The organism is Klebsiella sp. RHBSTW-00484 (assembly GCF_013705725.1).
Lineage (GTDB): Bacteria > Pseudomonadota > Gammaproteobacteria > Enterobacterales > Enterobacteriaceae > Klebsiella.
The window spans coordinates 5169174-5183707 of the sequence record NZ_CP055481.1 but is presented as its reverse complement, the minus strand read 5'-3'; the positions used below and the strand labels follow the sequence as shown (position 1 = coordinate 5183707).

The window sequence follows — 14534 nt, the reverse complement described above, 5'->3', positions numbered from 1 at the left end:
GAGCAAACAAAATGCCAAAACGTACAGATATAAAAAGCATCCTGATTCTTGGCGCTGGCCCGATCGTTATCGGCCAGGCTTGTGAATTTGACTACTCCGGCGCGCAGGCGTGTAAAGCGCTGCGCGAAGAGGGTTATCGCGTCATTCTGGTGAACTCCAACCCGGCGACCATCATGACCGACCCGGAAATGGCCGATGCGACCTACATCGAGCCGATTCACTGGGAAGTGGTACGCAAAATTATCGAAAAAGAGCGCCCGGATGCGGTTCTGCCGACCATGGGCGGCCAGACTGCGCTGAACTGTGCGCTGGAACTGGAACGTCAGGGCGTACTCGAAGAGTTTGGCGTCACCATGATTGGCGCCACTGCTGACGCGATTGATAAAGCCGAAGACCGCCGCCGTTTCGACGTGGCGATGAAGAAAATCGGCCTCGACACCGCGCGTTCTGGCATCGCTCACACTATGGAAGAAGCGCTGGCGGTTGCTGCTGACGTCGGCTATCCGTGCATCATTCGCCCATCTTTCACCATGGGCGGCACCGGCGGCGGTATCGCCTACAACCGCGAAGAGTTCGAAGAGATCTGCGAGCGCGGTCTGGATCTTTCCCCAACGAAAGAGCTGCTGATTGATGAGTCGCTGATTGGCTGGAAAGAGTACGAGATGGAAGTGGTGCGTGATAAAAACGACAACTGCATCATCGTCTGCTCAATCGAAAACTTCGACGCCATGGGCATCCATACCGGTGACTCCATCACCGTCGCTCCGGCGCAGACCCTGACCGATAAAGAGTACCAAATCATGCGTAACGCCTCGATGGCGGTACTGCGTGAAATTGGTGTAGAAACTGGCGGTTCCAACGTTCAGTTCTCGGTCAACCCGAAAGACGGTCGCCTGATCGTTATCGAAATGAACCCACGCGTCTCCCGCTCCTCTGCGCTGGCCTCGAAAGCCACCGGCTTCCCGATTGCTAAAGTGGCGGCGAAACTGGCGGTGGGTTACACCCTTGATGAGCTGATGAACGACATCACCGGCGGCCGTACTCCGGCGTCGTTTGAGCCGTCCATCGACTACGTTGTGACCAAAATCCCACGCTTTAACTTCGAGAAATTCGTCGGCGCGAACGACCGTCTGACCACTCAGATGAAATCGGTCGGTGAAGTGATGGCGATTGGCCGTACTCAGCAGGAATCATTACAGAAAGCGCTGCGCGGCCTGGAAGTGGGTGCGACCGGTTTCGACCCGAAAGTGAGCCTGGATGACCCGGAAGCGCTGACCAGGATTCGCCGCGAGCTGAAAGATGCCGGTGCCGAGCGTATCTGGTATATCGCTGACGCCTTCCGCGCTGGTCTGTCCGTTGACGGCGTGTTCAACCTGACCAATATCGACCGCTGGTTCCTGGTGCAGATTGAAGAGCTGGTTCGTCTGGAAGAGAAAGTGACTGAAGTCGGTATTACCGGTCTTGACGCTGACTTCCTGCGTCAGCTCAAGCGTAAAGGTTTTGCCGATGCGCGTCTGGCCGCGCTTTCGGGCGTGCGCGAAGCGGAAATCCGCAAGCTGCGCGACCAGTTCGACCTGCACCCGGTCTACAAGCGTGTAGATACCTGTGCGGCGGAATTTGCCACCGACACCGCTTATATGTACTCCACTTATGAAGATGAGTGCGAGGCGAACCCGTCCGTTGACCGCGACAAAATCATGGTCCTCGGCGGCGGCCCGAACCGTATCGGTCAGGGTATCGAATTTGACTACTGCTGCGTTCATGCCTCGCTGGCGCTGCGCGAAGACGGCTACGAGACCATTATGGTCAACTGTAACCCGGAAACCGTTTCGACCGATTACGACACCTCCGACCGCCTGTACTTTGAGCCGGTCACCCTGGAAGACGTGCTGGAAATCGTGCGCATCGAGAAGCCGAAAGGCGTTATCGTGCAGTACGGCGGCCAGACTCCGCTGAAGCTGGCGCGCGCGCTGGAAGCGGCAGGCGTACCGATTATCGGCACCAGCCCGGATGCGATTGACCGTGCAGAAGACCGTGAGCGTTTCCAGCAGGCGGTTGACCGTTTGAAGCTGAAGCAACCGGCAAACGCCACCGTGACCGCCATCGAAATGGCTGTCGAAAAAGCGAAAGAGATTGGCTACCCGCTGGTGGTGCGTCCGTCCTACGTGCTCGGTGGTCGGGCGATGGAAATCGTCTATGACGAAGTTGACCTGCGTCGCTACTTCCAGACCGCCGTCAGCGTCTCTAACGATGCCCCGGTGCTGCTGGACCGTTTCCTTGATGATGCGGTAGAAGTCGATGTGGATGCTATCTGCGACGGCGAAATGGTGCTGATTGGCGGCATCATGGAGCACATCGAACAGGCAGGCGTCCACTCTGGTGACTCCGCGTGTTCCCTGCCAGCCTACACGCTGAGCCAGGAAATTCAGGACGTCATGCGCGAGCAGGTGCAGAAGCTGGCCTTCGAATTGCAGGTACGCGGCCTGATGAACGTGCAGTTTGCGGTTAAAAACAACGAAGTCTACCTGATTGAAGTCAACCCGCGTGCAGCGCGTACCGTACCGTTCGTCTCGAAAGCCACCGGCGTTGCACTGGCAAAAGTCGCGGCGCGCGTGATGGCAGGCCAGACGCTGGCGCAGCAGGGCGTGACCAAAGAAGTTATCCCGCCATACTACTCGGTGAAAGAAGTGGTGCTGCCGTTCAACAAGTTCCCGGGCGTAGACCCACTGTTAGGGCCAGAAATGCGCTCCACCGGTGAAGTGATGGGCGTGGGCCGCACCTTCGCGGAAGCGTTCGCTAAAGCGCAACTGGGCAGTAGCTCGACGATGAAGAAATCGGGCCGCGCGCTGCTCTCCGTACGCGAAGGCGACAAAGAGCGCGTGGTGGACCTGGCGGCAAAACTGCTGAAGTTCGGCTTCGAGCTGGATGCGACCCACGGTACCGCGATTGTGCTGGGTGAAGCTGGCATCAATCCGCGCCTGGTGAACAAGGTGCATGAAGGTCGTCCGCACATTCAGGACCGTATCAAGAATGGCGAATATACTTACATCATCAACACCACTGAGGGTCGTCAGGCGATTGCCGACTCCAAGCTGATTCGCCGCAGCGCGTTGCAGTACAAAGTGCATTACGACACCACGCTGAACGGCGGCTTCGCCACGGCGATGGCACTGAATGCCAACGCGATTGAGAAAGTGACGTCGGTGCAGGAAATGCACGCGCAGATTAAAAAGTAATGTAATCTGCCAGTAACAGCGCCTCCGGTGGTTGACACCGGAGGCGCTTTTTTTTGCGTTGCGATAAGCCAGGGCTAAACAAAAGTGACTATCCTTGTGAGCATTAATTTATTTTTACGAATTTAATCAAGGGGATATATATGGCAATTCTATTGTTTGACTGGGGTGGTAGCGCGATTAAGTATGGCGTCTGGCAGCAGGGCGCATTAGCTGATACCGGGTCGGTTAAGACTCCAGCCAGCTGGCCGGAGATGAAGGCGCAGCTGATGATGCTGTGCCAGCAATTTCAGCAGCGCTATGATATTGAGGGCGTTTCCATCAGCGCACCGGGGAGCGTCGATGCCCTGCGCGGGGTAATTGGCGGGCTGAGCGCCATCCCCTATATTCACCACTTTGCGATTGTCGAAGAGCTGGAGACATTATTCTCGCTGCCGGTGTGCATTGAAAACGACGCCAATTCGGCGGGTATCGCCGAAGCGGCGCTGGGGGCGGGGCGGGACTACCAGCACGTGTTGTTTGTGATCGTCGGTTCCGGCGTAGGCGGCGCGATTGTTGAAAATAAGGTTCTGCGGCGCGGCAGCCATCGCTATGCGGGAGAGTTTGGCCTGATGACGCTTCACGATGGGCAAACCTTTAGCGAGCTGGCGACCGCGGTGGCGATGGCGCGACGTTACGCGCAGAGAATGTCGCTGGCGTCAGACTCGCTCACCGGCGCTGACGTTTTTCGCCTTGCGGAAGAAGGCGATGATATTGCACAGCAGGAAGTGGCGCAGTTTTACCACTGGATGGCGGTGGGCTTACTCAATTTACAGGTCTGCTATGACCCGGATTGCCTGATTATCGGCGGCGGTATCTCCGCCAGCGATAAGATTTTTGCCGGTATTAAGCAGCGCCTGGCTGAACTGGTGCAAGAGAAAGAACTGGCAGAATTCCTGCCGCAGGTTCTGCTCTGCCAGTATCGCAACGAGGCCAACCTGATTGGCGCGGCGGTGAGCTTCGAGCAAAAACAAAGGAATTCGCGCTAAAACGCCACTTCGGAGAGTTCTGGTTTTCTCTCCCGATTCAGTCAGCTAGCCTAAAGTGGTTAGGGTGATTTACCCGTCATACTTCAAGTTGCAGGTGTGTTGGCTATACTTGCTCAGCCCAGTCACTTACTGGAGTAAGCTCCTGGTGTTCGCGGCGTCGCCGCCTGCCTGCAACTCGAATTATTTTGGGTATTATTTTTGACTGAATAACGGGAGAGAAACACGATGCAATTCAAACCACTCACTGCGGCAATTTTCACCGCCGCTGCACTGTTTACCATCGCCGGGTGTTCAACTAATCAGTCGCTAAAAACCACCGATGGCAGAACGATTGTGACCGATGGCAAACCGCAGGTAGATGATGATACCGGGCTGGTGTCCTATAAAAATGCTGAAACCGGCCGCACCGAGCAGATCAATCGCGATCAGGTGAAATCGATGGACGAACTGGATAACTAAACGTTATCCGTGGCCCCGCGAGGAGTGTGGCGGGGCCGGTTGATTTAAAGTAAGGCGCAGTCAATTTTGACGATAATTTTGCGCAACGGTGCGCCTGCATCCATCGCGGCCATGGGCCGGTGTAGTTCGCCTGGGAACAGGATTGCCAGCTCTTCAGGATGTAGGTGAATCAGCGTTTCGCTGCTGATTGCCTGGCAAAAGCCAATATCATGCGCGGTATTAAACGGCCCATCGTCAACGATCTCCAGACCCTTGTTACCGGCACCGATAACCTCCTCACCTCTCAGCACAATATGAATATCTATGTACTGACGATGATATTCCGGGCGCTGCTCCGCCAGTGGTTTAGTGCTGCCTTCAACAACGGTAAAAAACAGATTATCGCCATCAACGGTATATTTTCCCGGAGGCAGGGTGTGCGGCTCCTGTTGCAAAACCGCCTGCAGCGCTTTGCGGATAACCGGTGGGTAAAAGCTATTTTGGGCGGCGGCGGTTAAGGTATCAATAATCATGCCGGTATCTCCTGTCGTTGATGATGGTCGAGTAGCGTGATGGAGTGCGCCACAATGCTCGCGACATCGGGGGCGATATCGACGGCTAAAATGTCGCTTTCGCTGGCGTCTGGCGTTTCCAGCGCGGCGAACTGGCTGCGCAGCAGGGCTTCAGGCATAAAGTGGCCTTTGCGCGCCTGCATACGCTGCAAAATGCAGTCGTAGTCGCCGGTCAGCCACAGGAAGCGTAAATGGGGATTGCCCTCACGCAACTGGTCGCGGTAGCGCTTTTTCAGCGCCGAACACACCAGCACGCCGGATTCGTTCTTCTGCCCGAGACTGAAAATAACATCGCCAATACGCTCCAGCCACGGCTGGCGATCGTCATCATCAAGCGGCTGACTGGCGGCCATTTTGACGATATTTTTGCGAGGATGCAGATCGTCGCCATCGATAAATTTCGCGTCAAGCGCCTGGGCTAGTGCCTGACCGACGGTGGTCTTGCCGGTACCGGATACACCCATCAAAATAATGCATTGTCCTGCCATGGTGAACTCCTTGTTCAGACGGCGACCAGCATTCCGCCGTCGACGAACAGCAGATGGCCATTAACGAAATTCGAGGCGTTGGATGATAAAAATACTGCTGCGCCGACCAGCTCCTGCGGGTCACCCCAGCGAGCGGCGGGTGTGCGTTTGCACAGCCAGTCGGTAAAGGCTTTATCGTCAACCAGCGCCTGGGTCATGGCGGTTTTAAAGTAGCCTGGCGCAATACCGTTGACCTGGACGTTATAGCGCGCCAGCTCGACGCACATCCCACGGGTCAGCATTTTTACTGCGCCTTTCGCCGCAGCGTATGGGGTTATCGTGTCGCGCCCGAGTTCGCTCTGCATTGAGCAGATATTGACGATTTTTCCCTGCTGGCGGTCAATCATGCGTTTGGCGACGGCCTGGGAAACGAGAAATACGGCGGTTTGGTTGACCGAAATAACGTCGTTCCATTCCTGTACCGGAAATTCGGTAAACGGGTGGCGGCGCTGAATTCCGGCATTATTAAATAATACGTCGATAGGGCCAATTTCGTTTTCGATTTGATTAACGGCATTTTCAACGGCATCAGCATCGGTAACATTAAATACTGCCGCATGGGCAGTCACGCCCTCATCGCGTAATTTCATGACCGCATCATCAGCGCGCGGGGCTGAAATATCATTAACAATAATTTCTGCACCATATTGCGCAAGGCCCTGCGCCATGACAAATCCAATTCCCTGTCCTGCGCCAGTAATTAAAATGCGTTTGCCTTGTAAGCTGAAAAGGTCTTTCATTTTGATATCCTGATTAACGGCTGAATATATCCCGTCATACTTCAAGTTGCAGGTGTGTTGACTGCGCTCGTTCACCCGAATCACTTACCTGAGTAAGTTCATCGGGATTCACTCCCTTGCCGCCTTCCTGCAACTCGAATTATTTAGGGTATAAATAATGTTGTGCCCGGTGATTCTGATTTCCTGAATAACGAAAGCGGAATGACCTGTGCTCTATCTCACGGATTTTTGACGGGTAAAACTGTGATGCAGATCACTCAAAACCATGTTACTAAAAGGGGTTACGCTAAACGTGAGGCGGGGCGGAAATTACCATCGCTCAACGGGTTAACTCGTCAGTGGTAAGATTCTCTTTTTAACCCACGACAGGCATAATGGCCTGATGCAGTGGATGTATTTGACGGGCCGATAGATGAAAGCACAACGCATTACGCTCAATGATATTGCAGCGCTGGCGGGCGTAACCAAGATGACCGTCAGCCGCTATTTACGTACCCCGGATAAAGTGAAGCCTGAAACGGCGGAGCGTATTGCCAGCGTGATTGCCGAAATTGGCTATGAGCCGGACCCCGACAATCCGGCGATGATCAGCGTTGTCGTCCCGCGCATTGGTGTGCTTATTCCCTCCTTTCATAATCAAATTTTTGCCGATCTGCTGGCTGGAATTGAGTCGGTCACCACCGCGCACGGTTATCAGACGCTGGTGGTGAACTACGATTACGACCGCCAGCGCGAAGAGGAGCAGATTGCCGCCGTGCTGGCCTTTAACGTCAAGGGCCTGCTATTGACCGAGTCGGCGCATACTTTGCGGGCTGACAAATATCTCAATGCGGCGAAAATTCCCGTGGCTGAAGTGATGGGGCTGACGGACAACGTCGGGCGTATCAATGTTGGCTTCGATAATTTTAAAGCCGGGTTTGATATGACCAATATGCTGCTGGCGAGCGGTAAGCGGCGGGTTATCTACTTTGGTTCGATGTCCGACGTGCGTGATGAGCAGCGCTATGCCGGTTACTGTCAGGCGATGGCGAATGCCGGATTGCCGCAAGGGCGTATCGCGCCGAATAAGGTATCGTCGGTATCGATAGGGACTGGAATGATGACCCTGGCGCGGCAGATGTACGCCGATATGGACGCGATTTTGTGCACCAATGACGATCTGGCGGTCGGCGTGTTACAGGAATGCCTCGCTTGCGGTATCAATGTGCCGCAGGAGCTGGCGATAGCTGGTTTTCATGGTCTGGAGATAGGGCAGATAATCTCTCCTCGCCTCGCCAGCGTGCTGACCCCGCGCTTTGAGATGGGCAAAGTGGCAACAGAGATCTTAATCAAGAAAATCAAAGGGCTGCCCACTATCGAAAAAGTCGATCTGCATTATCGGCTGTCGATGGGCGAAACCATTTAACTCTGCCTGAATGGCGATGGCTCGGTGTTAGCATAAGGTTAACGCGTCGCCCGCCGTACTCCCGCCGCAAGCCGGTTTTGTCTTAGCGATCACGGAGAGCGTAACAGCTATTTTTAACACGATTCAGCGTGACGCAGATCGCAAAAAACCACACAAAAAACCCGTTTGATAGTGACTACCGTCGTACTGAACTATCAAACAGGTGATCTGATGAATAATGCTATTACCCGCGCCGTCCTTTTAGTGGCCCCCGTTATTGACGCTCTGCAGGCGCAACTGGCTGCAGAGTTTCCGCTGTATCGCCTGTATGAGCAGGAAGACCCGATCGCTTTTCTGCGCGAGCAGGGGGAAAACATTGCCGCTGTAGTGACCCGAGGCGATGTTGGCGTACAGAACAGCGTCCTGGAGCTGCTGCCGCACGTTGGGTTGATTGCTATTTTCGGCGTGGGTACTGATGCCGTTGATTTAGATTTCGCTCGCTCCAGGCAGATTGCCGTCTCTATCACTTCCGGCGTGTTGACCAACGATGTTGCCGACCTGGCGATGGGTCTGCTGCTGGCCGGTTCGCGTCAGCTGTGTCAGGGCGATCGTTTTGTGCGTGAGGGGCGCTGGCTGAACGGCGGACTGCCGCTGGCAACCCAGGTGAGCGGCAAACGCATTGGCCTGCTGGGGATGGGCAATATCGGTCAGGCTATCGCCCGCCGCGCGAGCGGGTTCGATATGGAAGTGCTCTACACCGATCGCAAAAAGGTTAAAGGACTGCGCTATCAGTGGTGCGCGGACCTGCACACGCTGGCCCACGAAAGCGACTTCCTGGTGATCGCGGCTTCAGGCGGCGAAGCTAACTGCGGGCTGATTGATGCTTCCGTGTTTAACGTCATGCCGAAACATGCCTGGCTGATTAATATCGCCCGTGGTTCGCTGGTGGACGAGAAAGCGCTGATACATGCGTTACAAAACGGTGTTATCGCCGGGGCCGGTCTCGACGTCTTCGAAGATGAGCCAAACGTACCAGCTGAACTCATTGCGCTCGACAATGTGGTCCTGCAACCGCACGTTGCCAGCGCTACTCATGAGACGCGGCAGAAAATGAGCGATGTGGTATACGCCAACGTTGCTGCTTATTTCGCCGGTACGGTATTACCGAACGCGATTAATTAATTATCACCTTTTTTCTCTGTCCCTACGCTCACTTTATTACAATGATAACCTCTGCATAGAGAGTGCGATATATGAACGATAAAATCCCCAGCACCCGCTGGTTGCGTATTATTACGCCGGTGTTGATCGCCTGTATTATTTCGTTTATGGACCGGGTTAATATTAGCTTTGCGCTGCCCGGCGGAATGGAAACCGATTTAGGTATTACCAGCCAGATGGCTGGTGTCGCCAGCGGAATATTTTTTATTGGTTATTTATTTCTGCAAATACCCGGCGGCAGAATTGCGGTAAACGGCAGCGGGAAGAAATTTATTGCCTGGTCGCTGGTGGCCTGGGCGGTGGTCTCTATCGCCACCGGTTTTGTCACTCACGAATATCAGCTGCTGGTACTGCGTTTTATTCTCGGCGTCTCTGAGGGCGGAATGCTGCCGGTGGTGCTGACCATGATCAGCAACTGGTTCCCGGAGAAAGAGATCGGCCGGGCGAATGCTTTCGTGATGATGTTTGCTCCGCTGGGCGGCATGCTGACCGCGCCGGTATCGGGCGCGATTATCGCGGCGCTTGACTGGCGCTGGCTGTTTATCATCGAAGGCCTGCTGTCGATAGTGGTGCTGGTAGTGTGGTGGTTCATGATCAGTGACCGTCCGGAAGAGGCGCGCTGGTTGCCGGAAAGCGAGCGTCAGTATCTGGTCACTACCCTGGCCGCAGAGCGGGCGGCGAAGCTGGCGGAAGCGCCGGTAAGCAACGCGCCGGTTAAAGATGTGTTCCGCAACCCTGGCCTGATGAAGCTGGTGATCCTCAATTTCTTCTACCAGACCGGCGATTATGGCTACACGTTGTGGCTGCCGACCATCCTGAAGGGGCTGACCGGCGGTAGCATGGCCAGCGTCGGGTTCCTCGCCATACTGCCGTTCATGGCGACACTGGCGGGGATCTACGTGATTTCGCTGTTCAGCGATCGCAGCGGCAAACGTCGTCTATGGGTTCGTTTCTCGCTTTACTGCTTCGCAGCGGCGCTGGTGGCCTCGGTAATATTGCGTGAACATGTGGTGGCGGCCTATATCGCGCTGGTGGTCTGCGGCTTCTTCCTTAAATCGGCAACCAGCCCATTCTGGTCAATGCCGGGACGTATCGCCTCGCCGGAGGTGGCCGGTAGCGCGCGCGGCGTGATTAATGGCTTGGGTAACCTTGGTGGGTTCTGCGGTCCGTATCTGGTGGGGGTGATGATTTATCTTTACGGGCAGAACGTGGCGGTTTGCGCGCTGGCCGGATCGTTAATCATTGCCGGGACTATTACCTTTCTGCTGCCGAAGAAGTGCGACCTCGATACCGCTCAGCCGGATGTCGCGATCGCTAAACAACCGCGGAATGCGTAACACTATGAGATATAAATCACACTTATCATTGTAAGCGATTCAATTAACTGTCTACACTCTTGCTGATTACAACAAGAGTTAACGCAGGCGAATCAATGATTCTTATAATTTATGCACATCCCTATCCGCAGCACTCGCATGCGAATAAGCGGATGCTTGAGCAGGCAAGGACGCTTGATGGCGTAGAGATACGCTCTCTCTATCAACTTTATCCCGATTTCAATATCGATATCGCCGCCGAACAGGCGGCGCTGGCCCGTGCCGATCTGGTTATCTGGCAGCATCCGATGCAGTGGTACAGCGTACCGCCGTTGCTGAAGCTGTGGATGGATAAGGTGTTATCGCACGGCTGGGCTTACGGCCACAACGGTATCGCGCTGCGCGGGAAATCGCTGATGTGGGCGGTGACCACCGGCGGCGGCGAAAGCCACTTTGCTATCGGTTCATTCCCCGGTTTTGACGTTCTGGCGCAGCCGCTGCAGGCGACGGGGTTGTACTGTGGCATGAAATGGTTGCCGCCGTTCGCCATGCATTGCACCTTTGTCTGCGATGACGAAACCCTTCAGGCGCAGGCGCGTCATTATCGGCAACGCTTAATCGAATGGCAGGAGGCGCACAATAATGGATAGCCATACGCTCATACAGGCGCTCATCTATTTGGGGTCCGCCGCGCTGATTGTGCCGATTGCCGTACGTCTTGGACTGGGGTCGGTGCTCGGCTACCTAATCGCTGGCTGTATTATTGGCCCGTGGGGGCTGCGGCTGGTCACCGACGCCGAGTCGATTCTGCATTTTGCGGAAATCGGCGTGGTGCTGATGCTTTTTGTCATCGGCCTGGAGCTGGATCCGCAGCGCCTGTGGAAGCTGCGCGCCTCGGTGTTCGGCGGCGGGGCGTTGCAGATGGTGGTCTGTGGAGCGCTGATCGGCCTGTTCTGTATGTCGCTGGGCCTGCGCTGGCAGGTGGCGGAGCTGATTGGTATGACTCTGGCGCTCTCATCAACGGCGATTGCCATGCAGGCGATGAACGAACGCAACCTGACGGTGACGCAGCTGGGCCGGAGTGCCTTTGCGGTGTTGTTGTTCCAGGATATCGCGGCAATTCCGCTGGTGGCGATGATACCGCTGCTGGCGGCGAGCGGCGGTTCAACGACGCTGGGGGCGTTTGCTCTGTCAGCGCTGAAGGTGGCGGGCGCGCTGGCGCTGGTGGTGGCGCTCGGCCGCTATCTGACCAGGCCTATGCTGCGCTTTGTTGCGCGCTCCGGTCTGCGTGAAGTGTTCAGCGCCGTGGCCCTGTTTCTGGTGTTTGGCTTCGGACTGCTGCTGGAAGAGGTCGGGCTGTCGATGGCGATGGGGGCGTTCCTTGCCGGAGTATTGCTGGCAAGCTCCGAGTACCGTCATGCGCTGGAAAGCGATATTGAGCCGTTTAAAGGCCTGCTGCTGGGACTGTTTTTTATCGGCGTCGGGATGTCTATCGACTTCGGTACCCTGGTGACTCACCCGCTGCGCATTCTTATTCTGCTGGTGGGTTTCCTGGTTATTAAGTCCGTGATGCTGTGGCTGATTGCTAAACCGTTAGGCGTGCCGCGCTCCCAGCGCCGCTGGTTTGCGGTGTTACTCGGGCAGGGAAGCGAGTTTGCTTTCGTGGTCTTCGGCGCGGCGCAGATGGCTGATGTGTTGGACAGCGAGTGGGCGAAGGCGCTGACCCTGGCCGTTGCATTATCGATGGCGGCGACGCCAATCCTGCTGGTTTTGCTTACCCGTCTGGAAAAATCCGCCAGCGGTCAGGAGCGTGAAGCCGATGAGATTGATGAAGAGCAGCCGCGAGTCATCATCGCCGGATTCGGTCGCTACGGGCAGATTGCCGGTCGCGTGCTGCTCTCCAGCGGCGTGAAGATGGTTATCCTCGATCACGACCCAGACCACGTCGATACCCTGCGCAAATTTGATATGAAAGTGTTCTACGGCGATGCGACGCGGGTTGATCTGCTTGAATCGGCGGGGGCGGAAAAAGCAGAAGTGCTGATTAACGCCATCGACGATCCGCAGACTAACCTGCAGCTGGCGGAACTGGCGAAAGAGCACTTCCCGCATCTGCAAATTATCTCGCGCGCCCGCGATGTCGATCATTACATCAAGCTGCGTCAGGCCGGAGTGGAAGCGCCAGAGCGTGAAACCTTTGAAGCGGCGCTGAAGTCCGGGCGTATGACCCTCGAGGCGCTGGGGCTGGGGGCATATGAGGCTCGCGAGCGTGCCGATCTGTTCCGCCGTTTCAATCTGCAAATGGTTGAAGAGATGGTGGCGATGGCGGAAAACGATGCGGCTTCCCGGGTGGCGGTGTTCAAACGCACCAGCGATATGCTGACCGGCATTATCAACGAGGATCGCAACCATTTATCGCTGGTTCAGCGCCATGGTTGGCAGGGGACGGAAGAGGGACGGCACACTGGCGATATTGCCGATGAGCCACAGAATAAGCCCTCGGCCTGACGATGAATTACGCGTGTTACGCTAGCTTTACAAGTAACAATTTGTTTTCAATTTAGATCCTGTTCTGGCGGCTCACGTGGCTTACGTGGGCTTGCCAGCAAATCTTAAAATTTTCTGATTCTTTACTCTCCGCCCAGTCGACGAAGTATTACGCTTTCCGTATAGTGGCGGCAATTTTTTGCATTCGGGAATTAATCAATGATCAGTCTGATTGCGGCGTTAGCGGTAGATCGCGTCATCGGTATGGAAAACGCCATGCCGTGGAATCTGCCTGCCGATCTCGCCTGGTTTAAGCGCAACACCTTAAACAAGCCGGTAGTAATGGGTCGTCTGACCTGGGAATCCATCGGACGCCCGTTACCGGGGCGTAAAAATATCGTTATTAGCAGCCAGCCCGGCACCGACGATCGCGTGCAGTGGGTGAAGTCCGTTGATGAAGCCATTGCCGCCTGCGGCGATGTTGAAGAGATGATGGTGATTGGCGGTGGTCGCGTTTACGAGCAGTTCCTGCCGAAAGCGCACAAGCTCTATCTGACGCATATTGATGCTGAAGTGGAAGGCGATACCCATTTCCCGGATTACGATCCGGATGAGTGGGAGTCGGTATTCAGCGAGTTTCACGACGCTGATGCGCAGAATTCCCACAGCTACTGCTTCGAGATTCTGGAACGCCGCTAAAGCTTTCCCCGGTGGCTATGGCTACCGGGGGACTTTTCTCAGGAGGCGATCGCCTCGCCTTCATCCATATTTTTCTGTCGATTCGACGGCTGCGTGAAGTACATTTTATCTTCCCAGCGCAGACAGGTGAGATCTCCGCCCCAGCAGCAGCCAGTATCCAGTGCGTAAATCCCTTCCGGCGTTCCTTTTCCTTCCAGCGAAGCCCAATGACCGAAGGCGATGCTGTATTCGCTAGCCACCGGGCCAGGAATGGCGAACCACGGTTTGAGCGGTGCGGGGGCGCTTTCCGGCGCTTCTTTAGCATACATATCCAACTGCCCGTTCGGGAAGCAGTAGCGCATGCGGGTAAAAGCGTTGGAGATAAAGCGCAGGCGTGCCAGACCGCTGAGTTCGTTGCTCCAGTTGTTCGGCATATCGCCGTACATGGCATCGAGGAAGAACGGGTAGGAGTCGCTGGACAGCACCGCTTCAACATCGCGGGCGCACTGTTTGGCGGTTTCCAGATCCCACTGCGGAGTGATTCCTGCATGGGCCATCACCAGCTTTTTTTCTTCATCGATTTGCATCAGCGGCTGGCGGCGCAGCCAGTTGAGGAGCTCGTCAGCATCCGGTGCTTCAAGCAATGATTTCAGCCGGTCTTTCGGCTTGTTACGACTGATACCCGCGAAGACCGCCAGCAAGTGTAAGTCGTGATTGCCCAGCACGGTGCGTACGCTATCGCCGAGTAGCTTAACGAAACGCAGTACTTCCAGAGAACCGGGGCCGCGCGCGACCAGGTCGCCCGTGAGCCACAGCGTATCAGCCTCAGGATTAAACTCCACCTGCTCTAATAATGCGATCAGTTCATCGTAGCAACCGTGAACATCGCCAATAAGGTATGTAGACATTG

At 55.6% G+C, this 14534-nt stretch carries 13 protein-coding genes; 9 read left to right on the top strand and 4 right to left on the bottom strand.

The window, feature by feature from the left end; all coding sequences use genetic code 11:
• Window positions 1–11: 11 nt before the first annotated feature.
• From carB to HV213_RS24330, 3 genes are all read left to right on the top strand, one after another.
• Window positions 12–3236 carry a carbamoyl-phosphate synthase large subunit gene (gene carB / locus HV213_RS24340; protein WP_181483639.1) on the top strand — a complete coding sequence of 1075 codons (3225 nt, stop codon included), beginning with the start codon at window positions 12–14 and terminating at the stop codon, window positions 3234–3236.
• 140 nt (window positions 3237–3376) lie between these two features.
• Window positions 3377–4261 carry an ROK family protein gene (locus HV213_RS24335; RefSeq protein ID WP_181483638.1) on the top strand — a complete coding sequence of 295 codons (885 nt, stop codon included), beginning with the start codon at window positions 3377–3379 and terminating at the stop codon, window positions 4259–4261.
• Between the two features lie 225 nt (window positions 4262–4486).
• On the top strand, window positions 4487–4720 hold the full coding sequence (locus tag HV213_RS24330; RefSeq protein ID WP_112215572.1) for a YgdI/YgdR family lipoprotein: 234 nt from the start codon (window positions 4487–4489) through the stop codon (window positions 4718–4720).
• Between the two features lie 44 nt (window positions 4721–4764).
• On the opposite strand, the gene HV213_RS24325 is transcribed toward HV213_RS24330, so the two are convergent.
• Genes HV213_RS24325 through idnO form a run of 3 tightly spaced genes read right to left on the bottom strand, consistent with a single transcriptional unit; the run spans window position 4765 to window position 6538 of the window.
• A complete protein-coding gene (locus HV213_RS24325; protein ID WP_181483637.1) occupies window positions 4765–5232 on the bottom strand; it encodes a NanQ anomerase/TabA/YiaL family protein in 468 nt (155 codons plus the stop codon).
• Window positions 5229–5759, bottom strand: a complete 531-nt coding sequence (locus tag HV213_RS24320; RefSeq protein WP_181483636.1) for a gluconokinase — start codon at window positions 5757–5759, stop codon at window positions 5229–5231. The genes HV213_RS24325 and HV213_RS24320 overlap by 4 nt, the downstream gene beginning before the upstream one ends.
• Before the next feature lie 14 nt (window positions 5760–5773).
• Window positions 5774–6538, bottom strand: coding sequence for a gluconate 5-dehydrogenase (idnO, locus tag HV213_RS24315; RefSeq protein WP_181483635.1), 765 nt, complete (start codon window positions 6536–6538; stop codon window positions 5774–5776).
• Between the two features lie 412 nt (window positions 6539–6950).
• Here idnO and HV213_RS24310 point away from each other — a divergent pair, with 412 nt between their 5' ends.
• The 6 genes from HV213_RS24310 (at window position 6951) to folA (ending at window position 13645) form a co-directional block, all read left to right on the top strand.
• On the top strand, window positions 6951–7943 hold the full coding sequence (locus HV213_RS24310; protein ID WP_181483634.1) for a LacI family DNA-binding transcriptional regulator: 993 nt from the start codon (window positions 6951–6953) through the stop codon (window positions 7941–7943).
• 210 nt (window positions 7944–8153) lie between these two features.
• Entirely contained in the window at window positions 8154–9104 is a 951-nt protein-coding gene (locus HV213_RS24305) for a 2-hydroxyacid dehydrogenase (RefSeq protein ID WP_181483633.1), read from the top strand.
• A 71-nt stretch (window positions 9105–9175) separates the two neighbouring features.
• Window positions 9176–10480 (top strand): MFS transporter, encoded by a 1305-nt coding sequence (locus HV213_RS24300; RefSeq protein WP_181483632.1) that lies wholly within the window; start codon window positions 9176–9178, stop codon window positions 10478–10480.
• A 95-nt stretch (window positions 10481–10575) separates the two neighbouring features.
• Window positions 10576–11109, top strand: coding sequence for a glutathione-regulated potassium-efflux system oxidoreductase KefF (gene kefF, locus HV213_RS24295; protein ID WP_110272616.1), 534 nt, complete (start codon window positions 10576–10578; stop codon window positions 11107–11109).
• Window positions 11102–12967, top strand: coding sequence for a glutathione-regulated potassium-efflux system protein KefC (gene kefC, locus HV213_RS24290; RefSeq protein WP_181483631.1), 1866 nt, complete (start codon window positions 11102–11104; stop codon window positions 12965–12967). Before kefF ends, kefC begins: the two co-directional genes overlap by 8 nt.
• A gap of 198 nt (window positions 12968–13165) precedes the next feature.
• The gene (gene folA / locus HV213_RS24285) at window positions 13166–13645 is read left to right on the top strand and encodes a type 3 dihydrofolate reductase (protein WP_004098524.1); all 480 of its coding nucleotides are present in this window, start codon (window positions 13166–13168) and stop codon (window positions 13643–13645) included.
• A 38-nt stretch (window positions 13646–13683) separates the two neighbouring features.
• Here the strand turns inward: folA and apaH are convergent, their stop codons facing one another.
• Window positions 13684–14532 carry a bis(5'-nucleosyl)-tetraphosphatase (symmetrical) ApaH gene (apaH, locus tag HV213_RS24280; protein WP_181483630.1) on the bottom strand — a complete coding sequence of 283 codons (849 nt, stop codon included), beginning with the start codon at window positions 14530–14532 and terminating at the stop codon, window positions 13684–13686.
• Between the last annotated feature and the right edge of the window lie 2 nt (window positions 14533–14534).

Coding starts and splice junctions, on each gene's coding strand:
- carB (WP_181483639.1), top strand. CDS start 12: ATGCCAAAACGTACAGATATAAAAAGCATCCTGATTCTTGGCGCTGGC.
- HV213_RS24335 (WP_181483638.1), top strand. CDS start 3,377: ATGGCAATTCTATTGTTTGACTGGGGTGGTAGCGCGATTAAGTATGGC.
- HV213_RS24330 (WP_112215572.1), top strand. CDS start 4,487: ATGCAATTCAAACCACTCACTGCGGCAATTTTCACCGCCGCTGCACTG.
- HV213_RS24325 (WP_181483637.1), bottom strand. CDS start 5,232: ATGATTATTGATACCTTAACCGCCGCCGCCCAAAATAGCTTTTACCCA.
- HV213_RS24320 (WP_181483636.1), bottom strand. CDS start 5,759: ATGGCAGGACAATGCATTATTTTGATGGGTGTATCCGGTACCGGCAAG.
- idnO (WP_181483635.1), bottom strand. CDS start 6,538: ATGAAAGACCTTTTCAGCTTACAAGGCAAACGCATTTTAATTACTGGC.
- HV213_RS24310 (WP_181483634.1), top strand. CDS start 6,951: ATGAAAGCACAACGCATTACGCTCAATGATATTGCAGCGCTGGCGGGC.
- HV213_RS24305 (WP_181483633.1), top strand. CDS start 8,154: ATGAATAATGCTATTACCCGCGCCGTCCTTTTAGTGGCCCCCGTTATT.
- HV213_RS24300 (WP_181483632.1), top strand. CDS start 9,176: ATGAACGATAAAATCCCCAGCACCCGCTGGTTGCGTATTATTACGCCG.
- kefF (WP_110272616.1), top strand. CDS start 10,576: ATGATTCTTATAATTTATGCACATCCCTATCCGCAGCACTCGCATGCG.
- kefC (WP_181483631.1), top strand. CDS start 11,102: ATGGATAGCCATACGCTCATACAGGCGCTCATCTATTTGGGGTCCGCC.
- folA (WP_004098524.1), top strand. CDS start 13,166: ATGATCAGTCTGATTGCGGCGTTAGCGGTAGATCGCGTCATCGGTATG.
- apaH (WP_181483630.1), bottom strand. CDS start 14,532: ATGTCTACATACCTTATTGGCGATGTTCACGGTTGCTACGATGAACTG.